Annotated in this window: 22 protein-coding genes; 21 read left to right on the plus strand and 1 reads right to left on the minus strand. The window is 55.7% G+C overall.

What is annotated here, in order from left to right:
* Positions 1-58: 58 nt before the first annotated feature.
* Positions 59-1642: a TerC family protein gene (locus APT89_RS01250; RefSeq protein WP_041909106.1), complete on the minus strand. Its 1584-nt coding sequence runs from the start codon at positions 1640-1642 to the stop codon at positions 59-61.
* Positions 1643-2334: 692 nt separating this feature from the next.
* On the opposite strand from APT89_RS01250, the gene APT89_RS01255 reads away from it, so the two are divergent.
* From APT89_RS01255 to galF, 21 genes are all read left to right on the plus strand, one after another.
* On the plus strand, positions 2335-3474 hold the full coding sequence (locus APT89_RS01255; protein ID WP_014170829.1) for a polysaccharide export protein: 1140 nt from the start codon (positions 2335-2337) through the stop codon (positions 3472-3474).
* 6 nt (positions 3475-3480) lie between these two features.
* Complete coding sequence (gene wzb / locus APT89_RS01260; protein ID WP_045629833.1) at positions 3481-3924, plus strand: low molecular weight protein-tyrosine-phosphatase Wzb; 444 nt, start codon at positions 3481-3483, stop codon at positions 3922-3924.
* 2 nt (positions 3925-3926) lie between these two features.
* On the plus strand, positions 3927-6089 hold the full coding sequence (wzc, locus tag APT89_RS01265) for a tyrosine-protein kinase Wzc (RefSeq protein ID WP_041909110.1): 2163 nt from the start codon (positions 3927-3929) through the stop codon (positions 6087-6089).
* 116 nt (positions 6090-6205) lie between these two features.
* Positions 6206-7048 carry a colanic acid biosynthesis glycosyltransferase WcaA gene (gene wcaA, locus APT89_RS01270; RefSeq protein ID WP_060571637.1) on the plus strand — a complete coding sequence of 281 codons (843 nt, stop codon included), beginning with the start codon at positions 6206-6208 and terminating at the stop codon, positions 7046-7048.
* Positions 7048-7539, plus strand: a complete 492-nt coding sequence (wcaB, locus tag APT89_RS01275) for a colanic acid biosynthesis acetyltransferase WcaB (protein WP_047363155.1) — start codon at positions 7048-7050, stop codon at positions 7537-7539. The genes wcaA and wcaB overlap by 1 nt, the downstream gene beginning before the upstream one ends.
* Positions 7536-8753 (plus strand): colanic acid biosynthesis glycosyltransferase WcaC, encoded by a 1218-nt coding sequence (wcaC, locus tag APT89_RS01280; protein WP_045629829.1) that lies wholly within the window; start codon positions 7536-7538, stop codon positions 8751-8753. Before wcaB ends, wcaC begins: the two co-directional genes overlap by 4 nt.
* Positions 8728-9948, plus strand: coding sequence for a colanic acid polymerase WcaD (gene wcaD / locus APT89_RS01285; RefSeq protein WP_028013797.1), 1221 nt, complete (start codon positions 8728-8730; stop codon positions 9946-9948). Before wcaC ends, wcaD begins: the two co-directional genes overlap by 26 nt.
* A gap of 16 nt (positions 9949-9964) precedes the next feature.
* Positions 9965-10711 (plus strand): colanic acid biosynthesis glycosyltransferase WcaE, encoded by a 747-nt coding sequence (wcaE, locus tag APT89_RS01290; RefSeq protein WP_041909116.1) that lies wholly within the window; start codon positions 9965-9967, stop codon positions 10709-10711.
* A gap of 15 nt (positions 10712-10726) precedes the next feature.
* Complete coding sequence (gene wcaF, locus APT89_RS01295; RefSeq protein ID WP_041909117.1) at positions 10727-11275, plus strand: colanic acid biosynthesis acetyltransferase WcaF; 549 nt, start codon at positions 10727-10729, stop codon at positions 11273-11275.
* Positions 11276-11299: 24 nt separating this feature from the next.
* Positions 11300-12421, plus strand: coding sequence for a GDP-mannose 4,6-dehydratase (gmd, locus tag APT89_RS01300; protein WP_003863514.1), 1122 nt, complete (start codon positions 11300-11302; stop codon positions 12419-12421).
* 2 nt (positions 12422-12423) lie between these two features.
* On the plus strand, positions 12424-13389 hold the full coding sequence (gene fcl, locus APT89_RS01305) for a GDP-L-fucose synthase (RefSeq protein ID WP_024908102.1): 966 nt from the start codon (positions 12424-12426) through the stop codon (positions 13387-13389).
* A 2-nt stretch (positions 13390-13391) separates the two neighbouring features.
* The gene (locus APT89_RS01310; protein ID WP_072201675.1) at positions 13392-13871 is read left to right on the plus strand and encodes a GDP-mannose mannosyl hydrolase; all 480 of its coding nucleotides are present in this window, start codon (positions 13392-13394) and stop codon (positions 13869-13871) included.
* On the plus strand, positions 13868-15091 hold the full coding sequence (gene wcaI, locus APT89_RS01315) for a colanic acid biosynthesis fucosyltransferase WcaI (RefSeq protein WP_045260413.1): 1224 nt from the start codon (positions 13868-13870) through the stop codon (positions 15089-15091). Before APT89_RS01310 ends, wcaI begins: the two co-directional genes overlap by 4 nt.
* 3 nt (positions 15092-15094) lie before the next feature.
* Complete coding sequence (gene cpsB / locus APT89_RS01320) at positions 15095-16531, plus strand: mannose-1-phosphate guanyltransferase (RefSeq protein ID WP_028013792.1); 1437 nt, start codon at positions 15095-15097, stop codon at positions 16529-16531.
* Positions 16532-16640: 109 nt separating this feature from the next.
* Positions 16641-18011 (plus strand): colanic acid biosynthesis phosphomannomutase CpsG, encoded by a 1371-nt coding sequence (gene cpsG, locus APT89_RS01325; RefSeq protein WP_041909126.1) that lies wholly within the window; start codon positions 16641-16643, stop codon positions 18009-18011.
* A 46-nt stretch (positions 18012-18057) separates the two neighbouring features.
* Positions 18058-19452 carry an undecaprenyl-phosphate glucose phosphotransferase gene (wcaJ, locus tag APT89_RS01330; protein WP_041909129.1) on the plus strand — a complete coding sequence of 465 codons (1395 nt, stop codon included), beginning with the start codon at positions 18058-18060 and terminating at the stop codon, positions 19450-19452.
* Between the two features lies 1 nt (position 19453).
* Positions 19454-20932: a colanic acid undecaprenyl disphosphate flippase WzxC gene (wzxC, locus tag APT89_RS01335; RefSeq protein ID WP_041909130.1), complete on the plus strand. Its 1479-nt coding sequence runs from the start codon at positions 19454-19456 to the stop codon at positions 20930-20932.
* Positions 20933-20949: 17 nt separating this feature from the next.
* A complete protein-coding gene (wcaK, locus tag APT89_RS01340; protein WP_041909132.1) occupies positions 20950-22230 on the plus strand; it encodes a colanic acid biosynthesis pyruvyl transferase WcaK in 1281 nt (426 codons plus the stop codon).
* Entirely contained in the window at positions 22227-23447 is a 1221-nt protein-coding gene (gene wcaL, locus APT89_RS01345) for a colanic acid biosynthesis glycosyltransferase WcaL (RefSeq protein ID WP_060571638.1), read from the plus strand. The genes wcaK and wcaL overlap by 4 nt, the downstream gene beginning before the upstream one ends.
* Before the next feature lie 12 nt (positions 23448-23459).
* Positions 23460-24851: a colanic acid biosynthesis protein WcaM gene (wcaM, locus tag APT89_RS01350; protein ID WP_041909137.1), complete on the plus strand. Its 1392-nt coding sequence runs from the start codon at positions 23460-23462 to the stop codon at positions 24849-24851.
* A 176-nt stretch (positions 24852-25027) separates the two neighbouring features.
* Positions 25028-25924 carry a GalU regulator GalF gene (gene galF / locus APT89_RS01355; RefSeq protein WP_041909139.1) on the plus strand — a complete coding sequence of 299 codons (897 nt, stop codon included), beginning with the start codon at positions 25028-25030 and terminating at the stop codon, positions 25922-25924.
* The last annotated feature ends 284 nt before the right edge of the window (positions 25925-26208 follow it).

The raw sequence follows: 26208 nt of genomic DNA on the forward strand, positions 1-26208 counted from the left end.
CTCCCACGGGAGAGGGAGCAAACACTAAGACGGCAACGGGGTTGCCGTTTTGTTTTACCTAAACCTCAAAATCCAGCTCTTCCTCATCCCGCAGTGGAATAAGCTGTACTTTCTGCACGCGATGGTTTTCAATCTGCAGGGTTTTAAGCAGATAGTCGCCCACCTGAACCTCTTCTCCCGGCTGTGGGATACGCTGCAAATACTCCATCAGCAGACCGGCAATGGTGTGGTATTCCCGTTTTTCATCCAGCGGTAGCGGCACGTACTGCACAAGGTCTTCCAGCGGCATGTGGCCGTTGGCCGTCCACGAGCCGTCAGCGTTTTTCTGAATGTCGTGGCGGGCATCAATCTCATCCACCTCGTTTGGCAGATTACCGGCGATGGTTTCCATTACGTCGCTGAGCGTGACCAGCCCTTCCACCGAACCAAATTCATCCACCACAAACGCGAAATGGGTGCGCGCGTTGCGGAACTGCTCCAGCGCGGAGAGCAGCGGAAGCGCTTCCGGGAAGACCAGCGGCTGGCGTACCAGCGCGCGCAGGTTGAGCGGCTCGCCGTGCAGCTGCTGCTGGAGCAGGTCAATCACGTGTACCACCCCCAGCAGCTCCTCTTCCTCTTCACCGCCGGTGACCACCAGCCGGGTGTGCTGGTTTTTATCCAGCAGGGCGCGGATCTGCTCTTCTGGTGCCGTGAGGTCAATATGCTCAATGTCATGCCGGGAGGTCATGATGCTGCTGACCGTGCGCTGATTCAGGTTGAGCACGCGCTCGATCATCAGCCGCTCCTGCGTGTTAAAGATTTGCCCGTCGCTGTGATCGGCCAGCAGGGCAGAGGATTCGGCGTCCAGCTCGGCATCCTCTTTTCTGCCGCTCAACAGGCGCATCACGGTGTCGGCCGTGCGCTGGCGCAGGGTCTGATTCGCGGAGAGAAACCGGCGGCGGTTAAATATCGCCAGCTGGTTGAGCGCTTCGATCATGACGGAGAAGCCAATGGCGGCGTACAGGTAGCCTTTCGGAATGTGGAAGCCGAAACCGTCGGCGACCAGGCTAAAGCCAATCATCAGCAGGAAGCTGAGGCAGAGGATCACGATTGTCGGGTGGCTGTTCACAAAGCGGGTCAGTGCTTTGCTCGCCATCACCATCAGCGTGATGGCGATGATTACCGCGGCCATCATGACGGCGAGATGGTCCACCATCCCGACGGCGGTAATCACCGAATCCAGGGAGAAGACTGCATCGAGCACCACAATTTGCGCCACCACCGGCCAGAATCTCGCCCCGCGTCGCTGGGTCGGGTTCTCGCTGTCCTTGCCTTCGAGCCGCTCGTTAAGCTCCACCGTGGCTTTGAACAGCAGGAACAGCCCGCCGAAGAGCATGATCAGGTCGCGCGCGCTAAAGCTCAGGCCACGAACGGAGAACAGAGGCTGAGTGAGCGTGACCATCCAGGAGATAGAGGCCAGCAGCAGTAAACGCATCACCATCGCCAGCAGCAGACCCGTCACGCGCGCGCGGTCGCGCTGGGAAGGGGGCAGTTTTTCAGCGAGGATGGCGATAAACACCAGATTATCAATACCGAGCACTAATTCGATGACGACCAGCGTCACCAGCCCGGCCCAGATTGATGGATCGGCAATCCATTCCATAGTAATAGCAATACCTTCTGTTATATGACGAATGTCACACTTCGATCATGGATAAAGCTGGGGGAAAATGCAATGTCGGGCTGAGATTTCTCTTAATACGATGCGTAAAAAAGAGAGCAGTCTCAGGTGAGTGTAAATAAGCAAAATACGTATATTTTATTATTCTGAGTGCTTTTTAGGATATATCGCAGATAATGGTTTTTACTCTCTCTTTGTCAATATAAAGAAAATCCTAAAAGGTCAAAACTTTGCTCTTAATATTAATCTTAAAAACAGATATTAGGACAGTTGTCTCCTTGCCTGCTATTAGGTTAGCTGCAACAATTCTCCCAGCATCAAATGTTAAATCTTGTTGTTGCTATTATTGTTTTGGTCTTCGGAATGGTCATTCATTATCCGTTGTGTATTTCAAGCGGCTGATATATTTCCAGAAGACCTTACTCAAGAGGGTGTCTATCCATAACACATTGTTTAGTCAGTGGATTGGTAACTGAAAGCCAAGGGCGGTAGCGTGCCTGAAAGCGTGTGAATCAGCCTCGATTATTCTGTCAATAGCCAATGGATGAATAAGCTTTTTTTAGGACTGATGCCAGTTATATTTCTATTTGATTAACTGCATGCTGAAACCCAATACGTCTCAGGCTTATTTAAATTGCACAGGATAATTACTCTGCCAAAGTGATAAATAATCAATGATGAAATCCAAAATGAAATTGATGCCATTATTGGTGTCTGTGACCTTGATGAGTGGTTGCACGGTCTTTCCCGGCAGCAATATGTCAACAATGGGTAAGGATGTGATCAAGCAACAGGATGCCGATTTTGATCTCGACAAAATGGTGAATGTTTATCCACTTACGCCACGTCTGGTCGAACAATTACGTCCACGTCCGAATGTTGCCCAGCCGAATATGTCTCTGGACCAGGAAATTGCCTCCTATCAGTATCGTGTGGGGCCGGGCGACGTGATCAACGTGACCGTCTGGGACCACCCTGAACTGACCACGCCAGCGGGCCAGTACCGTAGCTCAAGCGACACCGGGAACTGGGTACAGTCAGATGGCACCATGTTCTATCCGTACATTGGTAAAGTACATGTCGCCGGGAAAACGCTTGCCGAGATCCGTAGTGATATTACCGGCCGCTTAGCGCAGTACATCGCCGACCCGCAGGTGGACGTTAATATCGCCGCATTCCGCTCGCAAAAAGCCTATATCTCCGGTCAGGTGAACAAATCCGGCCAGCAGGCCATCACCAACGTTCCGCTCACCGTTCTGGACGCCATTAACGCCGCGGGCGGCTTAACTGACGGCGCCGACTGGCGCAACGTGGTGCTGACCCACAACGGCAAAGAGCAGCGCATTTCGCTGCAGGCGCTGATGCAAAACGGCGACCTGACCCAGAACCGCCTGCTCTATCCGGGCGATATTCTCTACGTACCGCGCAACGACGATCTGAAAGTCTTCGTGATGGGTGAAGTGAAGAAACAGAGCACCCTCAAAATGGACTTCAGCGGCATGACCCTGACCGAAGCGCTGGGCAATGCTGAAGGTATCGATCTGACCACCTCTAACGCGACCGGTATCTTCGTCATCCGTCCGCTGAAGGGTGAAGGCAGCGCGAAGGGCAAGATTGCCAACATCTACCAGCTGGATATGTCCGATGCGACGTCTCTGGTGATGGCGACGGAGTTCCGTCTCCAGCCATACGATGTGGTTTACGTCACCACCGCGCCGGTTGCCCGCTGGAACCGTCTGATCAACCAGTTGCTGCCAACCATCAGTGGCGTTCGCTACATGACGGATACGGCGCGCGACATTCATACCTGGTAATCCGCGATGTTTAACAAAATTCTGGTGGTATGCGTGGGGAACATTTGCCGTTCCCCCACGGCTGAACGGCTGTTGAAACAGTACCAGCCCGAGTTAACGGTCGAGTCCGCAGGGCTGGGCGCGCTGGTGGGCAAAGGTGCCGACGAGCGCGCCACGAGCGTGGCCCGCGATCACAACCTCTCTCTTGACGGGCATATCGCCCGCCAGGTCACCGGCCGCATGTGCCGGGAGTATGACCTGATTCTGGCAATGGAAAAACGCCATATTCATGCGCTATGCGATATCGCTCCGGAGATGCGCGGCAAGGTGATGCTGTTTGGTCACTGGGACAACGAACGCGAAATCCCCGATCCGTATCGCAAGAGCCATGAAGCCTTCGAGGCGGTTTACACCTTACTTGACCAGTCTGCCCAACAGTGGGCGCAGGCACTGAAAGCTCAGCAGGGATAACAATGACAGAAAAAACAAGACCTTCTGCCGCCCCGACTTCGGGCAGTGATGAAATTGATATTGGTCGCCTGGTCGGCACGGTTATCGAGGCAAAGTGGTGGGTGCTTGGCATTACCGCCGTGTTTGCCGCAGCGGCCGTCGTGTATACGCTGTTCGCCACACCTATCTACAGCGCCGACGCGCTGGTGCAGATCGAGCAGAATACCGGCAACTCGCTGGTGCAGGATATCGGCTCCGCGCTGGCGAACAAACCGCCAGCATCCGACGCTGAAATTCAGCTGATCCAGTCGCGTCTGGTGCTGGGTAAAACGGTTCACGACCTCGGACTCGACATCTCCGTCACCAAAAATACGTTCCCGATCTTCGGTGCCGGCTGGGACCGTCTGATGGGGCGCAGCAATGACACCGTAAAGGTCACTGACTTTGTGCTGCCGAAAGGGGCGGGGGATCAAACCTTTACCCTGACGGTGCTGGGTCCGAAACAGTATCAGCTGACCAGCGATGCGGGCTTTAGCGCACGCGGCGAAGTGGGGCAGATGCTGAACAAAGACGGCGTTAGCATGATGGTTAGCGCGATCCACGCCCAGGAGGGCGGTGAATTCACCGTCACCAAATTCTCCACGCTGGGAATGATCAACAATCTGCAGAACAACCTGACCGTCACCGAAAACGGTAAGGACACCGGCGTGCTGAGCATGACCTTTACCGGTGAAGATAAGGATCAAATCCGCGACATCCTGAACAGCATTACCCGCAACTACCTTGAGCAGAACGTCGAGCGCAAGTCGGCGGAAGCGGCGAAAAGCCTAGCGTTCCTCGCTAAACAGCTCCCGGAAGTGCGTGCCCGTCTGGATGATGCCGAGAACAAGCTGAACGCCTACCGTCAGGATAAAGACTCCGTCGACCTGCCGCTGGAGGCGAAATCGGTTCTCGACTCGATGGTGAATATTGATGCTCAGCTCAACGAGCTGACCTTCAAAGAGGCAGAGATTTCCAAGCTTTACACCAAACGCCACCCGGCCTACCGCACGCTGCTGGAGAAGCGCCGCACTCTCGAAGAGGAGAAGGCGAAGCTGAACGACCGCGTGACCGCGATGCCGAAAACGCAGCAGGAGATCGTGCGCCTGACCCGCGACGTTGAATCCGGACAGCAGGTTTACATGCAGCTGCTGAACAAACAGCAGGAGCTGAAAATCACCGAGGCCAGCACCGTGGGTGACGTGCGTATCGTCGACCCGGCCATTACCCAGCCTGGCGTACTGAAGCCGAAGAAAGCGCTGATTATTCTCGGCAGCATTATTCTTGGCCTGATGCTTTCTATCGTTGGCGTCCTGCTGCGCTCGCTGTTCAACCGCGGCATCGAAAGCCCGCAGGTGCTGGAAGAGAGTGGTATCAACGTCTATGCCAGCATTCCGCTGTCTGAGTGGCAAAAATCCCGTGACAGCGTCAAGACCATCAAGGGCGTTAAGCGTTACAAACAGAGCCAGCTGCTGGCCGTGGGTAACCCAACCGACCTGGCGATTGAAGCGATCCGCAGCCTGCGTACCAGTCTGCACTTCGCCATGATGCAGGCTAAAAACAATGTCCTGATGTTAACCGGCGTCAGCCCGTCAATCGGTAAGACCTTTGTCTGTGCCAACCTGGCGGCCGTGGTGAGCCAGACCAACAAGCGCGTGCTGCTGATCGACTGCGATATGCGTAAGGGTTATACCCACGAACTGCTGGGCACCAACAACGTGAACGGTCTGTCGGAAATCCTGCTGGGTCAGGGAGAGATTAGCCAGAGCGCCAAGCCGACCTCGATTCCGAGATTCGACCTGATCCCGCGTGGTCAGGTGCCGCCGAACCCGTCTGAACTGCTGATGAGCGAACGCTTCACCCAGCTGATTGAGTGGGCGAGCAAAAACTATGACCTGGTGCTGATCGATACGCCGCCAATTCTGGCCGTGACCGATGCTGCCGTGGTTGGCCGTCATGCGGGTACCACGCTGATGGTGGCGCGCTATGCGGTGAATACCCTGAAGGAAGTGGAAACCAGCCTGAGCCGCTTCGAGCAGAACGGCATTGAGGTGAAAGGGGTCATCCTGAACTCCATCTTCCGCCGCGCGACCGGGTACCAGGATTACGGCTATTACGAGTACGAATACAAGTCTGACAGCAAATAACAAAACACCCCCCCTCACCCTAACCCTCTCTCCTGAGGGGAGAGGGAACTGTCCGGTGCCGCCTTTCACCCTCTCCCCTCAGGAGAGAGGGCCGGGGTGAGGGGTAGGAGGAAAAGATGACCACAAAACGCCCTTTAGTTTCTATCTATATGCCGACATGGAACCGTCAGCAGCTGGCGATCCGCGCTATTAAGTCGGTCTTGCGTCAGGATTACGATAACTGGGAACTGATCATCGTGGATGACTGTTCTTCCTCGTATGAACAGCTGCAAAAATTTGTCACCGAACTCAACGATCCGCGCGTGATGTACACCCATAACCCGATTAACTCCGGGGCGTGCGCGGTGCGTAATCAGGCGATTATGCAGGCCAAAGGGCAGTATCTGACCGGCATCGACGACGATGACGAATGGACGCCGAACCGCCTGTCCGTCTTCCTTTCGCATAAAGAGCAGCTGGTCACGCACGCTTTTCTGTATGCCAACGACTATGTCTGCCAGGGCGAGGTTTACTCGCAGCCCGCGAGCCTGCCGCTGTATCCGAAATCACCGTACTCTCGTCGCCTGTTCTACAAGCGCAACATTATCGGTAATCAGGTCTTTACCTGGGCGTGGCGCTTTAAGGAGTGCCTGTTCGATACCGAGCTGAAGGCCGCGCAGGATTACGACATCTTCTTGCGGATGGTGGTGGAGTACGGCGAGCCGTGGAAAGTGGAAGAGGCCACGCAGATCCTGCACATCAACCACGGGGAGATGCAGATCACCTCCTCACCGAAGAAGTTTTCAGGCTATTTCCATTTTTACCGCAAGCACAAGGACAAGTTTGACCGTGCCAGCCGCAAGTATCAGCTCTTTACCCTGTATCAGATCCGCAATAAGCGCATGAACTGGCGCACGCTGCTGACGCTGCTGTCGGTGCGTAACGGCAAGCGTCTGGCTGACGGGCTTCGGGGGAAATAATGTTTCTGGAAGATTGCCGCGCAAACAGCTGGAGCCTGCGCCCGTGCTGCATGGTTCTGGCGTACCGCATCGCGCACTTTTGCTCGGTGTGGCGCAAGAAAAACGTACTGAACAATATCTGGGCGGCACCTGTACTGGTGCTGTACCGCATCATCACCGAATGCTTTTTTGGCTATGAAATCCAGGCCGCTGCCACCATTGGCCGCCGCTTTACCATCCACCACGGCTATGCGGTCGTCATTAACAAGTTCGTGGTTGCGGGCGATGATTTCACCATTCGCCACGGGGTGACGATCGGCAACCGCGGGCCGGACAGCCTGGCCTGCCCGGTGATCGGCAATAACGTCGAGCTGGGGGCGAACGTGGTGATGATTGGCGACATTACGATAGGTAACAACGTGACGATCGGGGCGGGCAGCGTGGTGCTGGACAGCATTCCGGATAACGCGCTGGTGGTGGGAGAGAAAGCCCGCGTGAAGGTGATTAAATGAACATTCTGCAATTTAACGTACGCCTCGCAGAAGGCGGAGCGGCAGGCGTGGCGCTGGATCTGCACCAGCGTGCCCTGCAAAAAGGACTTCAGTCCCGGTTTATTTACGGCTACGGCAAAGGCGGCAAGAAAAGCGTCAGCCATGATAACTTCCCGCAGGTGCACAAGCACACGCCGCGTCTGACCTCTGTTGCCAACATTGCGCTGTTCCGCCTGTTTAACCGCGATCTGTTTGGCAACCTGAACAGTCTTTATCGCACCGTGACCCGCACTACCGGCCCGGTTGTGCTGCATTTTCACGTGCTGCACAGCTACTGGCTGAATCTGGAAGAGGTGGTGGCGTTTTGTCAGAAGGTGCAGGCCCACAAGCCCGACACCCGCTTCGTCTGGACGCTGCACGATCACTGGAGCGTAACCGGACGCTGCGCGTTTACCGACGGCTGCGAAGGCTGGAAAGATAGCTGCCAGAAATGCCCGACGTTGAGCAACTATCCGCCGGTGAAGGTGGATCGCGCGCATCAGCTGGTAGACGGAAAGCGTCAGTTGTTCCGCGACATGCTTTCGCTCGGCTGCACGTTTATCTCCCCGAGCCAGCACGTGGCCGACGCCTTCAACAGCCTGTATGGGGCAGGGCGCTGTCAGATTATCAACAACGGTATCGACGTGGCGACGGAAGCCATCCTGGCCGAGCTGACGCCGGTGGCGGAAACCGCGGGCAAACCGAAAATTGCCATCGTTGCGCACGATCTGCGCTACGACGGCAAAACTAACCAGCAGCTGGTGCGCGACATGATGGCGCTCGGCGACAAAATTGAACTGCATACCTTTGGCAAATTCTCGCCGTTCGAAGGCGCTAACGTGGTGAATCACGGGTTTGAAACCGACAAGCGCAAGCTGATGAGCGCCCTGAATGGTATGGACGCGCTGGTGTTCAGCTCTCGCGTGGATAATTACCCACTGATCCTCTGCGAGGCGCTCTCCATCGGCGTGCCGGTGATTGCCACCCACAGCGATGCAGCGCGCGAAGTGCTGGAAAAATCCGGCGGAAAAACCTTCGCCGGGCACGAGGTCCTGCCTCTGGTGCAACTGCCGAAGGCGCAGATCGCCGAGGCTGTTTTTGGCACTGACCTGGAATCGTTCCGCAACCGCAGCCGCAAGGCCTACAGTGGACAACAGATGCTGGAGGAGTATGTCTCGTTCTATCAGAATCTGTAGTTATCTTCTGCTGCCGCTGATCTACCTGCTGGTCAACGTCAAAATTGCCCAGCTCGGCGAAAGCTTCCCGATAACCATCGTGACTTTTTTGCCCGTTCTGCTTCTGCTGTATGTCGATAAAATCAACCTGAAGAAGCTGATGATTGCCCTGGGGCTGGGCACGGGCCTGACGCTGTTTAACTACATCTTTGGCCAGTCGCTGGATGCCAGTAAATACGTCACTTCAACCATGCTGTTTGTTTATATCGTTATTATTATTGGCATGGTCTGGAGTATCCGCTTCAAAACTATTTCACCGCACAATTATCGGAAAATCCTCAGGTTCTTTTATATTGCCGTTGCGTTAATTGTTGTGCTTGCCGCACTGGAAATGGCGCAGATTATTTTGACCGGTGGCAGCAGCCTGATGGAGATAATTTCGAAATATCTCATTTACAGTAACAGCTATGTACTGAACTTCATTAAGTTTGGAGGTAAGCGTACAACGGCGCTCTATTTTGAACCGGCGTTTTTCGCTCTGGCGTTAATCTCAATTTGGCTCAGCATCAAACAGTTTGGTATCAAAACGCCTAAGACCGATGCTATGATTCTTGCAGGAATCGTTCTGTCTGGATCGTTCTCAGGGGTAATGACATTTATCCTGTTTTACCTGCTGGAGTGGGCGTTCCAGTACCTGAACAAAGATGCGATTAAGAAAAAACTGCCGCTGGCGATAATCTCTCTGACGGTATTTTTAGTGGGCGTCATATTCGCGTTTCCGTACATTTCAGAACGTCTGGGTGATTTGGGAACGGAAGGGTCATCGTCCTATTATCGCATCATTGGTCCGCTGGTGATGGTGGGTTATTCCTTAACCCATATCGATGGTGTAGTAAGATTCGGCTCACTTTACGAATATGTTGCATCATTCGGAATCTTTAACGGTGCGGATGTCGGTAAAACCATAGACAATGGTCTGTATCTGTTAATTATTTATTTTTCATGGTTCGCCGTACTGTTGACGCTGTGGTATCTGTTTAAAGTTTTCAAAATGATGATCAACGCGTTTGGTGATAACCAGAACTTTCGCGTGCAGCTTTATCTTTTTACGCCGGTGTCGCTGTTTTTTACCGGGTCAATATTTAGCCCGGAATATGCTTTCTTGATTGTCTGTCCGTTTATTTTGCGTAAGGCGCTTAATATTACGAACGTATGACGAAATGAGGTGATTTATGTTTCTTAGCGTCATTACTGTCGCTTTTCGTAATTACGAAGGGGTGGTAAAAACTTGGCGCTCGCTGCGCAACCTGGCGCGCGATCCAAGCCTCACCTTTGAGTGGATCGTGGTCGACGGCGGCTCGAACGATGGCACGGCGGAGTTTCTGGAAAAACTCAACGGTGAGTTCAACTTACGCTACATCAGCGAGAAAGATAAAGGCATCTACGATGCGATGAACAAGGGCATTTCTATGGCCCAGGGCCGTTATGCCATCTTCCTCAACTCCGGCGATATTTTCCACGACGACGTGGCGCTGTTTGCTCGTCAGCTGGCGCGCCAGAAAGAGGATGCCATGTATATTGGCGATGCGCTGCTCGATTTTGGCGACGGGCATAAAGTCTGCCGCAGCGCCAAGCCAGGCTGGTATATCTACCACAGCCTGCCGGCCAGCCATCAGGCTATTTTCTTCCCGGTAAACGGTCTGAAAAAACAGCCTTACGATTTGCAGTACAAGGTGTCATCCGATTATGCGCTGGCCGCCAGCCTGTATAAATCAGGTTACCCGTTCCGTCGAATTAAAGGGCTGGTGTCTGAATTTTCGATGGGCGGCGTGTCAACGTCTAATAATCTGGAATTATGCCAGGATGCAAAAAAGGTGCAGCGTCAAATATTACGCGTGCCGGGATTCTGGGCGGAATTGTCTTATTTATTACGCCTGCGTACGACAGGTAAAACGAAAACCTTATATAACAAAGCCTGAATATAAGGAAAAGCAATGCAGGATTTAAAAGGTTTCTCCGTGCCGAAAGGTTTTCGGGGCGGGAACGGTATTAAGGTACAGCTATGGTGGGCGGTTCAGGCAACCTTATTTGCCTGGTCGCCGCAAATACTGTACCGCTGGCGAGCCTTTTTATTGCGCCTGTTTGGCGCAAAAATCGGAAAAAACGTAGTTATTCGACCTTCGGTAAAGATTACCTACCCCTGGAAATTAACCCTCGGGGATTACGCCTGGGTAGGGGATGACGCGGTGTTATATACCCTGGGCGAGATTACGATTGGCGCAAATTCGGTGGTTTCACAGAAGTGTTATTTGTGCACCGGCAGCCACGACTTTATGAGCCAGCATTTTGATATTACCGCTTCGCCTATTGTGATCGGTGAAAAGTGCTGGCTGGCAACGGATGTTTTTGTTGCACCAGGTATTTCTGTTGGCGATGGCACGGTAGTCGGTGCCCGCAGCAGCGTTTTTAAATCGCTACCGGCAAATAAAGTTTGCCGTGGCAACCCCGCAGTGGTGATACGCGAACGCGTTGAAACTGATTAAATTCATAAGTAGAGGAATATAAACATGTCTAAAGTCGCTCTCATCACCGGCGTTACCGGGCAGGATGGTTCTTACCTGGCAGAACTGCTGCTGGAGAAAGGGTATGAAGTGCACGGTATTAAACGTCGTGCGTCTTCTTTCAACACCGAACGTGTGGATCACATCTATCAGGATCCTCACGCGGCAAACCCGAAATTCCACCTGCACTACGGCGACCTGACCGATACCTCCAACCTGACCCGTATCCTGCAGGAAGTACAGCCGGATGAAGTGTACAACCTGGGGGCGATGAGCCACGTAGCGGTCTCCTTCGAGTCCCCGGAATACACCGCTGACGTTGACGCCATGGGTACCCTGCGTCTGCTGGAAGCGATTCGCTTCCTCGGTCTTGAGAAGAAAACCCGCTTCTACCAGGCATCTACCTCCGAGCTGTACGGCCTGGTGCAGGAAATTCCACAGAAAGAGACCACGCCGTTCTACCCGCGTTCCCCGTACGCTGTGGCGAAACTGTACGCCTACTGGATCACCGTGAACTACCGTGAATCCTACGGTATGTACGCCTGTAACGGCATTCTGTTCAACCACGAATCCCCGCGCCGCGGCGAAACCTTCGTGACCCGTAAAATCACCCGCGCGATCGCCAACATTGCTCAGGGTCTGGAATCTTGCCTGCACCTCGGCAACATGGACTCCCTGCGTGACTGGGGCCATGCCAAAGACTACGTGAAAATGCAGTGGATGATGCTGCAGCAGGAACAGCCAGAAGACTTCGTTATCGCGACCGGCGTGCAGTACTCCGTGCGTCAGTTCGTTGAGATGGCTGCGGCGCAGCTGGGCATCAAGCTGCGCTTCGAAGGCACCGGCGTGGAAGAGAAGGGTATCGTTGTATCCGTGACCGGCCACGACGCGCCGGGCGTGAAGCCAGGCGACGTGATTGTCCAGGTTGACCCGCGCTACTTCCGTCCTGCTGAAGTGGAAACCCTGCTGGGCGACCCAACCAAAGCGCACGAGAAGCTGGGCTGGAAACCAGAAACCACTCTGCAGGAGATGGTTTCCGAGATGGTGGCCAAAGATCTTGAAGCAGCGAAAAAACACTCCCTGCTCAAGTCTCATGGCTACGAGGTTGCCATCGCGCTGGAGTCCTGAGAATGACAAAACAACGTATTTTTGTCGCCGGTCATCGCGGAATGGTGGGTTCCGCGATTGTCCGCCAGCTGGAACAGCGCGGTGACGTAGAGGTGATTGTCCGCACCCGTGACGAGCTGAACCTGCTCGACAGCCGTGCGGTACAGGACTTCTTTGCCAACGAACGCATTGACCAGGTGTATCTGGCGGCGGCGAAGGTGGGCGGCATTGTCGCTAATAACACCTACCCGGCGGATTTCATCTACGAGAACATGATGATCGAGAGCAACATCATTCACGCGGCGCATCTGCACAACGTGAACAAGCTGCTGTTCCTCGGTTCATCCTGTATCTACCCGAAGATGGCGAAGCAGCCGATTGCCGAGAGCGAACTGTTGCAGGGCACGCTTGAAGCCACTAACGAGCCGTATGCAATTGCCAAAATTGCCGGGATCAAGCTGTGCGAGTCCTACAACCGTCAGTACAACCGCGACTATCGCTCGGTGATGCCGACTAACCTGTACGGACCGCACGACAACTTCCACCCGAGCAACTCGCACGTGATCCCGGCGCTGCTGCGTCGCTTCCACGAGGCGACTGCCGAAAACGCCCCGGACGTGGTGGTGTGGGGCAGCGGGACGCCAATGCGCGAGTTCCTGCACGTGGACGACATGGCGGCAGCCAGCATTCACGTGATGGAGCTGGATCGCGAGGTGTGGCAGGAAAACACCGAGCCGATGCTGTCGCACATTAACGTGGGCACCGGCGTGGACTGCACCATCCGCGAGCTGGCGCAGACCATCGCGCAGGTGGTGGGCTACAAGGGCCGCGTGGTGTTTGACGCGACCAAACCGGACGGCACGCCGCGCAAGCTGCTGGACGTGACCCGTCTGCATCAGCTGGGCTGGTATCACGAGGTTTCACTGGAGCAGGGGCTGGCCAGCACCTACCAGTGGTTCCTGGAAAACCAGCACCGCTTCCGGGGGTAATGATGTTTTTAAGTCAGGAAGATTTTGCCACGGTAGTGCGTTCCACTCCGCTCATCTCGATTGATTTGATCGTGGAGAACGAACGCGGCGAGTTCTTGCTGGGGAAACGAACCAATCGTCCTGCACAGGGCTTCTGGTTCGTGCCCGGCGGGCGCGTGCAGAAGGATGAGACGCTGGTTGATGCGTTTGAGCGTCTCACTCTGGCGGAGCTGGGCCTGCAGCTGCCGATGGCAGCGAGCCAGTTTTACGGGGTCTGGCAGCACTTCTATGACGATAACTTTTCGGGCACCGGGTTCTCCACGCACTACATCGTGCTGGGGTTCCGCCTGAAGGTGAGTGAGGCAGACCTGCGTCTGCCTGATTCTCAGCATGACGATTACCGCTGGCTAACGCCAGAGGCGCTGCTGGCAAGCGACAACGTCCATGACAACAGTCGGGCGTACTTCCTCGCGGAACGTCAGGCCGAGGTGCCAGGACTATGAAAATCCTCGTCTACGGAATTAACTACTCGCCGGAATTAACCGGTATCGGGAAATACACCGGCGAGATGGTGGAGTGGATGGCGAGCCAGGGACATGACGTGCGGGTGATTACTGCCCCGCCGTACTACCCGGAGTGGAAGGTAGGCGAACGCTATTCCAGCTGGCGCTATCGCCGTGAAGAGGGGGCCGCGACCGTCTGGCGCTGCCCGCTCTACGTGCCGAAACAGCCCTCGACGCTGAAACGTTTAATTCATCTGGGCAGCTTTGCCCTCAGCAGTTTCTTCCCGCTGATGGCGCAGCGTCGCTGGAAGCCGGATCGCATTATCGGCGTGGTGCCGACGCTGTTCTGCACGCCGGGCATGCGCCTGCTGGGAAAACTCTCCGGCGCGCGCACCCTGCTGCACATTCAGGATTATGAAGTGGACGCCATGCTCGGTCTGGGTATGGCCGGGAAAGGCAAGGGCGGCAAGGTGGCGAAGCTCGCCAGCGCCTTTGAGCGCAGCGGCCTGCATAACGTGGATTACGTCTCAACGATCTCGCGCTCGATGATGAACAAAGCGCAGGAGAAGGGCGTCCCGGCGGAGAAGGTGATCTTCTTCCCGAACTGGTCCGAAGTGGCGCGTTTTCGCGACGTGACGGAGCAAGAGGCTCAGGCGCTGCGCGCCCGGCTCGGTTTGCCTGAAGACCAAAAAATCATTCTTTACTCAGGCAACATCGGTGAAAAGCAGGGGCTGGAGAGCGTTATTGAAGCGGCCCAGCTGCTGATCGAACAGCCGTGGACGTTTGTGATTGTCGGACAGGGCGGGGGAAAAGCGCGGCTGGAGAAGATGGCCAGTGAACGCGGCCTGACCAACGTGAAGTTTTTCCCGCTGCAATCGTACGACGCGCTGCCCGCGCTGCTGAAAATGGCGGATTGCCATCTGGTCGTGCAAAAACGCGGCGCGGCGGATGCGGTGCTGCCGTCCAAGCTGACCAACATTCTGGCAGTGGGCGGTAACGCGGTGATTACGGCGGAAGCCGAAACAGAATTAGGCCAGCTGTGTGGCAGCTATCCGGGAATTGCCGTGTGCGTGGAGCCGGAATCGGTCCCGGCGCTGGTCACCGGCATTGAACAGGCACTCGCCATGCCAAAAGTGAACACGGTGGCACGTGAATATGCCGAACGCACGCTCGAGAAAGAGAACGTGCTGAGCCAATTTATTGCAGATATACGGGGATAAATCATGAGTCAAACCACTTTGTATCCGGTTGTGATGGCTGGTGGCTCTGGTAGCCGGTTGTGGCCGCTGTCCCGCGTGCTCTATCCAAAACAGTTCCTCTGCCTGAAAGGGGATCTCACCATGCTGCAGACGACGGTAAACCGTCTGCACGGCGTGGAGTGTGAAAGCCCGGTGGTGATTTGTAACGAACAGCACCGCTTTATCGTTGCCGAGCAGCTGCGCCAGCTGAACAAGCTCACGGAAAACATCATCCTGGAGCCTGCCGGACGTAATACCGCGCCCGCGATCGCCCTGGCGGCGCTGGCGGCAAAACGCAGCAGTCCTGACTGTGACCCGCTGATGCTGGTCCTGGCGGCAGATCACGTTATCCAGCAGGAAGACGCATTCCGCGACGCGGTGCGTGCCGCGATCCCTTACGCCGAGAGCGGCAAGCTGGTGACCTTCGGCATCGTGCCGGATCTGCCGGAAACCGGCTACGGCTACATCCGTCGCGGCAGCGTAACGCCGGGTGAAGGCGACAGCGTGGCGTTTGACGTGGCGCAGTTTGTCGAAAAACCGAATCTCGAAACCGCCCAGGCCTATGTCGCCAGCGGTGAATATTACTGGAACAGCGGGATGTTCCTGTTCCGCGCCGGACGCTATCTCGAAGAGCTGCGCAAATACCGCCCGGATATTCTGAACGCCTGCGAAAAAGCGATGGCGGTGGTGGACCCGGATCTCGACTTTATCCGCGTGGATGAAGAGGCGTTCCTCGCCTGCCCGGAAGAGTCTATCGACTACGCCGTGATGGAACGCACGGCTGACGCGGTGGTGGTACCGATGGATGCAGGCTGGAGCGACGTTGGCTCCTGGTCCTCCCTGTGGGAGATCAGCGCCCATACCCCGGAGGGTAACGTCCATCACGGCGATGTGATTAGCCACAAAACCGAAAACAGCTACGTTTACGCCGAGTCTGGCCTCGTCACCACCGTCGGGGTGAAGGATCTGGTGGTTGTCCAGACCAAAGACGCGGTGCTGATTGCCGACCGTAACGCCGTGCAGGACGTTAAAAAAGTGGTTGAGAAGATCAAGGCCGATGGCCGTCACGAACACCACATTCACCGTGAAGTGTACCGTCCGTGGGGCAAATATGACTCCATCGACGCGGGCGACCGCTATCAGGTGAAGCGCATCACCGTGAAGCCGGGCGAGGGGCTGTCGGTGCAGATGCACCATCACCGCGCTGAACACTGGGTGGTGGTGGCGGGTACGGCCAAAGTGACCATTGACGGCGAAGTGAAGCTGCTGGGTGAAAACGAGTCCATTTATATTCCGCTGGGCGCCACGCACTGTCTGGAAAACCCGGGAAAAATTCCTCTCGATTTAATTGAGGTGCGCTCCGGCTCGTATCTGGAAGAGGACGATATTGTGCGCTTCCAGGATCGCTACGGGCGCGTGTAGCACGCCGCATCATGCCCGGCGGCGCTGCGCCTGCCGGGCCTACGAATGACAAAAATAAATTTGGCCATTAAGTGGTCAGGGCCAACTGTTGCCTGAAAAAGGGGTCATCATGGAAAAATTAACCTGTTTTAAAGCCTACGATATTCGCGGCAAGCTGGGCGAAGAGCTGAATGAAGACATCGCGTGGCGCATCGGTCGCGCGTACGGCGAATATTTAAAACCTAAGACCATCGTGCTGGGCGGCGACGTGCGTCTGACCAGTGAATCTCTGAAGCTGGCGCTGGCAAAAGGGCTGCAGGACGCGGGCGTGGACGTGCTGGACATCGGCCTGTCCGGTACCGAAGAGATCTATTTTGCCACCTTCCACCTCGGCGTGGACGGCGGTATCGAAGTAACGGCCAGCCACAACCCGATGGACTACAACGGCATGAAGCTGGTGCGCAAGGGCGCGCGCCCGATTAGCGGCGACACCGGTCTGCGCGACGTGCAGCGCCTTGCGGAAGCCAACGACTTCCCGCCGGTGAACGACGCGAAGCGCGGCAGCTACAAGCAGATTAACCTGCAGAAAGAGTACATCGACCACCTGCTGGGCTACATCAACGTGGCGAACCTCAAGCCGCTGAAGCTGGTCATCAACTCCGGTAACGGCGCGGCAGGCCCGGTTGTCGATGCGCTGGAAGCACGCTTTAAGGCGCTGAACGTGCCGGTGACCTTCGTCAAGGTACACAACACGCCGGACGGTAACTTCCCGAACGGTATTCCTAACCCGCTGCTGCCGGAGTGCCGCGACGACACCCGTAACGCGGTGATTGAGCACGGTGCCGATATGGGCATCGCCTTCGACGGCGACTTCGATCGCTGCTTCCTGTTCGACGAGAAAGGGCAGTTTATCGAAGGCTACTACATCGTTGGCCTGCTGGCGGAAGCGTTCCTCGAGAAAAATCCGGGCGCGAAGATCATTCACGATCCGCGTCTTTCCTGGAACACCGTCGACGTGGTGAAGGCCGCGGGCGGCGAGCCGGTGATGTCCAAAACCGGTCACGCGTTTATTAAAGAGCGCATGCGCGAAGAAGACGCCATCTACGGCGGCGAGATGAGCGCCCACCACTATTTCCGTGATTTTGCCTACTGCGACAGCGGGATGATCCCGTGGCTGCTGGTGACCGAGCTGCTGTGCCTGAAGGGGCAGAGCCTGGGCGAGCTGGTGCGCGACCGTATGGCGGCCTTCCCGGCGAGCGGGGAGATCAACAGCAAGCTGGCGCAGCCGGCCGAGGCGATTGCCCGCGTTGAACAGCACTTTGCGATTCACGCGCTGGAGATTGACCGTACGGACGGTATCAGCATGGCGTTCCCGCAGTGGCGCTTTAACCTGCGTTCGTCCAACACCGAGCCGGTGGTGCGCCTGAACGTGGAATCCCGCGCTGATACGGCGCTGATGGAAGCCCGAACGAAGGACATTCTGGCGCTGTTGAATCAGTAACAATTGCCCCTCCCGGCGGGAGGGGGAACCGAATACAGGAACAACGATGACGAATCTAAAAAAACGCGAACGAGCGAGAACGAATGCATCGTTAATCTCTATGGTGCAGCGTTTTTCTGATATCACCATCATGGTCGGTGGATTGTGGGCGGTGTGTCGGATCAGCGGGCTGCCGTTCTTATATATGCATCTTCTGATGGCCCTGATTGCGCTGGTTGTGTTTCAGATGATCGGAGGAATGACCGATTTCTACCGCTCGTGGCGCGGCGTGAAAATGACCACCGAACTGATGCTGCTGCTGCAGAACTGGACCCTGAGCCTGATCTTCAGCGCCGGTCTGGTGGCGTTCAGCCATGATTTTGACAACCGCTTCGTGACCTATCTCTGCTGGTACCTGTTAACCAGCGTCGGCATGGTCGTGTGCCGTTCCCTGATCCGCTTTGGCGCGGGCTGGCTGCGTAACCGCGGCTATAACCGTCGTTTCGTCGCCGTAGCGGGTGATTTACCGGTCGGGAGAGTGCTGCTCGACAGCTTCCGCAAAGAGCCGTGGTTAGGCTTTGAGGTGGTGGGGATTTACCACGACGCGAAGCCGGGCGGCGTGCCTGCGGACTGGGCGGGCAATTACGCGCAGCTTATTGAAGACGCGAAGGCCGGAAAAATTCATAACGTCTATATCGCCATGCAGATGAAAGACGAAACCCGCATCAAGCAGCTGATGCGCGAGCTGGCGGACACCACCTGTTCGGTGATCCTGATCCCGGACGTGTTTACCTTCAACATTCTGCACTCCCGCATTGAAGAGGTGAACGGCGTACCGGTGGTACCGCTGTACGACACGCCGCTGTCGGGTATTAACCGCGTGCTCAAGCGCGTGGAAGATATCGTACTCTCTTCCCTGATTTTACTGCTCATTTCCCCGGTGCTGTGCTGCATCGCCCTGGCGGTGAAGCTGAGCTCTCCCGGCCCGGTTATCTTCCGTCAGACCCGCTACGGCATGGACGGTAAACCGATCATGGTGTGGAAATTCCGCTCCATGAAGGTGATGGAGAACGACAAGGTGGTGACCCAGGCGACGCAGAACGATCCGCGCGTCACCCGCGTGGGGAACTTCCTGCGCCGCACTTCGCTTGACGAGCTGCCGCAGTTCATCAACGTCTTTACCGGCGGCATGTCGATTGTTGGCCCGCGTCCGCACGCGGTGGCGCATAACGAGCAGTACCGTTCGCTGATTGAAGGCTACATGCTGCGCCATAAGGTGAAGCCGGGCATCACCGGCTGGGCGCAGATCAACGGCTGGCGCGGCGAGACCGACACGCTGGAAAAAATGGAAAAACGCATCGAGTTCGATCTGGAGTACATCCGCGAGTGGAGCCTCTGGTTCGATATCAAGATTGTTTTTCTGACCATCTTCAAAGGTTTCGTGAACAAAGCGGCGTACTAAGATGAGCTTACGTGAAAAAACCATCAGCGGCGCCAAGTGGTCAGCGATGGCGACCATCGTCATCATTGGCCTCGGCCTGGTGCAGATGACGGTGCTGGCGCGCATTATCGATAATCACCAGTTCGGCCTGCTGACCGTCTCGCTGGTGATTATCGCGCTGGCCGACACGCTGTCTGACTTTGGTATCGCCAACTCCATTATCCAGCGCAAAGAGATCAGCCATCTTGAGCTGACCACGCTCTACTGGCTGAACGTGGGGCTGGGCATTTTCGTCTTTGTGCTGGTGTTCCTGCTGAGCGACACCATCGCCAGCGTGCTGCACAACCCGGATCTCGCCCCGCTGATGCGCACGCTATCGTTTGCCTTTGTGGTGATCCCGCACGGGCAGCAGTTCCGCGCGCTGATGCAAAAAGAGCTGGAGTTCAACAAGATCGGCATGATCGAGACCAGCGCCGTGCTGGCGGGCTTTACCTTTACCGTGGTGAGCGCCCATTTCTGGCCGCTGGCGATGACCGCCATCCTCGGTTACCTGGTTAACTCTGCCGTGCGTACGCTGCTGTTCGGCTACTTTGGCCGCAAGATTTACCGTCCGGGACTGCACTTCTCTCTCGCGTCCGTCTCGTCCAACCTGCGCTTTGGCGCGTGGCTGACGGCGGACAGCATTATTAACTATGTGAATACCAACCTCTCGACGCTGGTGCTGGCGCGCATCCTGGGCGCGAGCGTGGCGGGGGGCTACAACCTGGCCTATAACGTTGCGGTTGTTCCTCCTATGAAGCTGAACCCCATTATCACTCGCGTGCTGTTCCCGGCGTTCGCCAAGATTCAGGACGACACCGAGAAGCTGCGCGTCAACTTCTACAAGCTGCTTTCCGTGGTGGGGATTATCAACTTCCCGGTGCTGCTGGGGCTGATGGTGGTTTCCAGCAACTTCGTGCCGCTGGTGTTTGGCGAGAAGTGGAACGGCATTATCCCGATCCTGCAGCTGCTGTGCGTGGTGGGGCTGCTGCGCTCCGTGGGCAATCCGATTGGTTCTCTGCTGATGGCGAAGGCGCGCGTGGATATCAGCTTTAAGTTCAACGTGTTCAAAACTTTCCTGTTTATTCCGGCGATTATCATCGGCGGGCATATGGCGGGCGCCATCGGCGTCACGCTGGGCTTCCTGCTGGTGCAGATCGTTAATACCGTTCTGAGCTACTTCATCATGATCAAACCGGTGCTGGGCTCCAGCTACCGTCAGTACATCCTGAGCCTGTGGCTGCCGTTCTATCTCTCATTGCCGACCCTGGCGGTGAGCTACGGTCTGGGCATTATCCTCAGCGGGCATCTGCCGCTGGCCGCGCTGCTGGCGGTGCAGGTTGCCGCGGGCGCGCTGGCGTTTGGCGTGATGATTGTGCTGTCGCGCAACGCGCTGGTGGTAGAGATGAAGCGCCAGTTTTGCCGTAACGAAAAAATGAAAACGCTGCTTCGCGCAGGCTAGTTCTTTAAGAGGCCATTATGAAATTATTAATTCTTGGCAACCATACCTGCGGCAACCGTGGCGACAGCGCCATCCTGCGCGGTTTACTGGATGCAATTAACACCCTTAAGCCTGAGACTGAAGTAGACGTGATGAGCCGTTATCCGGTCAGCTCATCCTGGTTACTGAACCGCCCGGTGATGGGCGACCCGCTCTACAGCCAGATGAAACAGCACAACAACGCCGCGGGCGTGATGGGGCGCGTGAAGAAAGTGCTGCGCCGTCGCTACCAGCATCAGGTGCTGCTTTCCCGCGTCACCGACACCGGCAGGCTGCGCAACATCGCGATCGCGCAGGGATTTACGGACTTCGTGCGTCTGCTTTCCGGCTATGACGCCATTATTCAGGTCGGCGGCTCGTTCTTCGTCGATCTCTACGGCGTGCCGCAGTTTGAGCATGCGCTGTGCACGTTCATGGCGAAAAAGCCGCTGTTTATGATCGGCCACAGCGTCGGGCCGTTCCAGGATCCGCAGTTTAACCAACTGGCAAATTATGTGTTTGGCCACTGCGACGCGCTGATCCTGCGCGAATCGGTCAGCCTCGACATGATGAAGCGTAGCGAAATTGACACCTCTAAAGTAGAACACGGCGTGGATACCGCCTGGCTGGTGGATCACCAGGACGATAACTTCCAGCCGAGTTACGCGGTGCAGCACTGGCTCGACGTGACGGCGAAACAGAAGACCGTCGCGATTACCCTGCGTGAACTCGCCCCGTTCGATAAGCGTCTTGGCACCACCCAGGCAGCCTATGAGAAAGCGTTCGCCGACGTGGTGAATCGCGTGCTGGACAGCGGTTACCAGGTGCTGGCGCTCTCAACCTGTACCGGCATCGACAGCTACAATAAAGATGACCGCATGGTAGCGCTGAACCTGCGCAATCTGGTGAACGACCCGTCCCGCTACCACGTGGTGATGGACGAGCTGAACGACCTGGAGATGGGCAAACTGCTCGCAGCCTGCGACCTGACCGTGGGTACCCGTCTGCACTCGGCGATTATCTCCATGAACTTTGGCACGCCGGCCATTGCCATTAACTATGAGCACAAGTCCGCCGGGATTATGCAGCAGCTTGGCATGCCGGAGATGGCCGTGGATATTCGTCATCTGCTGGACGGATCGCTCGGTGCGATGGTGGGGGACACCCTGGGTCAACTGCCCGCCATCAATGAACGCCTGGCGGTGGCGGTGAAAGCCGAGCGCGAGAAGGGCATTGGGATGGTGAAATCGGTACTTGACCGCGTGCGGGAGGGGAAATGAAGGTTGGTTTCTTCTTACTGAAATTTCCGCTGTCGTCTGAAACGTTTGTACTGAACCAAATTACCGCGTTTATCGATATGGGATATGACGTGGAGATCGTCGCCCTGCAAAAGGGCGACACCAAAAATACCCATGCGGCGTATACCCAGTATGGGCTGGAGGCCAAGACCCGCTGGCTGCAGGACGAACCGGCCGGGAAGCTGAGCAAGCTACGCTACCGGGCCAGCCAGACGTTACGCGGGATCCACCGCGCGTCGACGTGGCGCGCGCTGAACGTTTCCCGCTATGGGGCGGAATCCCGCAATCTGATCCTGTCGGCCATCTGCGGGCAAACCGCGCAGCCGTATCGTGCCGACGTGTTTATCGCCCACTTTGGCCCGGCGGGGGTCACCGCCGCGAAACTGCGTGAGCTTGGCGTAATTGACGGCAAAATTGCGACCATCTTCCACGGTATCGATATTTCCAGCCGCGAGGTGCTGAACCACTACACGCCGGAGTATCAGGAGCTTTTCCGCCGCGGCGACATGATGCTGCCCATCAGCGACCTGTGGGCCGGACGACTGAAAAGCATGGGCTGTCCGGTGGAGAAAATTGCCGTGTCGCGTATGGGCGTGGATTTAACGCGCTTCACTCGCCGCCCGGTTAAGGTGCCGGGAAAACCGCTGCAGATCATCTCCGTAGCCCGTCTGACCGAGAAGAAAGGTCTGCACGTGGCCATCGAAGCCTGCCGACAGCTGAAGGCACGCGGGGTGGCGTTCCACTATCGCATTCTCGGCATTGGCCCGTGGGAACGTCGTCTGCGCACGCTTATCGAACAGTATCAGCTGGACGATGTCGTGGAGATGCCGGGCTTCAAGCCGAGCCATGAGGTTAAAGCCATGCTCGATGAGGCTGACGTGTTCCTGCTGCCTTCGGTAACGGGCGCCGATGGCGATATGGAAGGCATTCCGGTGGCGCTGATGGAGGCGATGGCCGTTGGGATCCCGGTGGTATCGACGCTGCACAGCGGGATCCCGGAGCTGATCAAATCTGATCATTCCGGCTGGCTGGTGCCGGAGAATAACGCGATGGCTCTTGCGGATCGATTGGCTGCCTTCAGCGACATCGACCAGCAGGCGCTGGAGCCTGTGCTCCAGAATGCCCGACAAAAAGTTGAAACCGATTTTAACCAGCAGGTAATCAATCGCCAGTTAGCGAGCCTGCTGCAAACGCTGTAACGCCGAGGTTGTATGCTGAAAAAGATTACCCGACGCACCTTTGTCTCTTCTCTGTCTGTTCTGGCGGCCTCGCCGCTGCTGTCGTCCCGCATGGCGCGGGCGGCAAGCGGAAAGACGGTCTCCATTAATCAGTACAATAACAACGACTGGATCGCCGCTTTTAAGCAGGCGTTTAAGGACGGTGACACCGTCGTTGTCCCGGCCGGACTTACCTGCGAAAACATCAATACGGGCATTTTCATTCCCGACGGTAAAACGCTGCTGATCCGCGGAGCGTTGACCGGCAACGGACGTGGGCGTTTTGTGCTGCAGGAAGGCTGCAAAGTGATCGGTGAAGGCAGCGGGCGCACGGAGAACATCACGCTCGATGTTCGCGGCTCGGACTGCGCGATCAAAGGGCTGGCAATGAGCGGATTTGGGCCGGTGACGCAGATTTACATTGGTGGCAAGAAACCTCGCGTGATGCGCAATCTGGTGATTGATAACATCAGCGTGAGCCAGGCTAACTACGCCATCCTGCGCCAGGGCTTTCACAATCAGGTTGATGGCGCCCGGATCACCAACAGCAAATTCAGCCATCTGCAGGGCGATGCGATCGAGTGGAACGTTGCCATCAATGACCGCAATATCCTCATCTCCGATCATGTGATCGATAACATCAACTGCACCAACGGCAAGATCAACTGGGGCATCGGCATCGGCCTCGCCGGCAGCACCTACGATAACGACTACCCGGAAAAGCAAACCGTGAAGAACTTCGTGGTGGCAAATATCACCGGCAGCAACTGTCGCCAGCTGGTGCACGTTGAGAACGGGAAACACTTTGTTATCCGCAATATAAAGGCCAAAAATATTACCCCCGATTTCAGTAAAAAGGCGGGTATAGACAACGCAACGGTCGCCATTTATGGCTGTGATAATTTCATTATTGATAATGTCGACATGGTCAACAGTGCCGGAATGTTAATCGGCTATGGCGTAATTAAAGGCGATTATTTGTCCATCCCGCAGAACTTCAAGCTCAACAATATCCACCTGGATAATCGCCAACTTGCGTATAAGCTGCGCGGAATTCAAATTTCATCCGGTAATGCGACCTCCTTTGTAGCGATCACCAACGTGGAGATGAAGCGGGCGACGCTTGAGCTGCACAATAAGCCGCAGCATCTTTTCTTACGTAATATCAACGTGATGCAGGAGGCAGCTATTGGCCCCGCGCTGAAGATCAACTTCGACCTGCGTAAAGATGTACGGGGTAAATTTATGGCCAAAGACGAAACCTTGCTGTCGCTGGCGAACATTAAAGCGGTGAATGAGAAGGGGCAGAGTTCGGTGGATATTGACCGGGTGGATCAGCAGGTAGTGAATGTGGAAAGGCTGAATTTTGCGCTTCCGCACAGATAATCGACAACTTTCTTTTTTGAGACTATTCCTGGCACAGAAGTGTGATCTATTCAGATTACAACTACAGAAATTCGTGGGGCTAAGGCGTAACATTGTCAGAGGATTACGGCAAATCATGCTGGCGAAAACAGGTTTAAGAGCTATAATTCGTCAACCATTTTAAGGTGGAAGAAATAATGATTAATTTGAAAGCAGTCATTCCGGTAGCAGGCCTGGGCATGCATATGCTGCCCGCCACTAAAGCCATTCCTAAAGAGATGCTGCCGATCGTCGACAAACCGATGATTCAATACATCGTCGACGAGATTGTTGCTGCGGGGATCAAAGAAATCGTCCTGGTTACCCATTCGTCCAAGAATGCGGTTGAGAACCACTTCGACACCTCTTACGAACTCGAAGCGCTGCTTGAGCAGCGCGTCAAACGCCAGCTGCTGGCAGAAGTGCAGTCTATCTGTCCGCCAGGCGTAACCATTATGAACGTGCGTCAGGCACAGCCGCTGGGTCTGGGTCACTCGATTTTGTGTGCCCGTCCGGTAGTGGGTGATAACCCATTCATCGTTGTTCTTCCGGACATCATCATCGATACCGCTTCAGCCGATCCGCTGCGTTACAACCTGGCGGCAATGGTGGCGCGTTTCAATGAAACCGGCCGTAGCCAGGTGCTGGCGAAACGCATGAAGGGCGATCTTTCTGAGTACTCCGTTATCCAGACAAAAGAAGCGCTGGAGACGGAAGGGCAGGTGAGCCGCATCGTTGAGTTCATCGAAAAACCCGATCAGCCGCAGACGCTGGATTCGGATCTGATGGCGGTTGGCCGTTATGTTCTGAATGCCGATATCTGGGCGGAGCTGGAAAAAACTGAGCCAGGCGCCTGGGATCGTATCCAGTTGACCGATGCAATTGCAGCACTGGCGAAAAAACAGTCCGTTGACGCAATGCTGATGACAGGTGACAGCTACGACTGTGGTAAGAAGCTGGGATACATGCAGGCGTTTGTGAACTATGGGCTGCGCAACCTGAAGGAAGGGGCGAAGTTCAGAAGCCGGATTGAGAAGCTGTTGGCTAACGACTGATATTCCTTCCGCGTCCAGAACAAACGGCAGTTATCATTTTTGGTGTTGAGACATAACCAAAATGATAACTGCCGTTTTTTGTTATTAATTTTAATGATTACATAGGGTTATCTGATTCAAATCTCAGCAGCTTTGTAGCGATTTGTGCTTGTTTCTCTGGTCGTTTAGGACGACAATTAACGCCTGTTATTGTCTGTATCCAGACAAGCAAAATCATTAATCAAACATCGCTCAGTGCACTGGTAGCTGTTAAGCCAGGGGCGGTAGCGTGCCTGGCATTTACA

It is taken from the genome of Enterobacter sp. 50588862 (genome assembly GCF_001462935.1).
Taxonomy (GTDB): domain Bacteria; phylum Pseudomonadota; class Gammaproteobacteria; order Enterobacterales; family Enterobacteriaceae; genus Enterobacter; species Enterobacter bugandensis.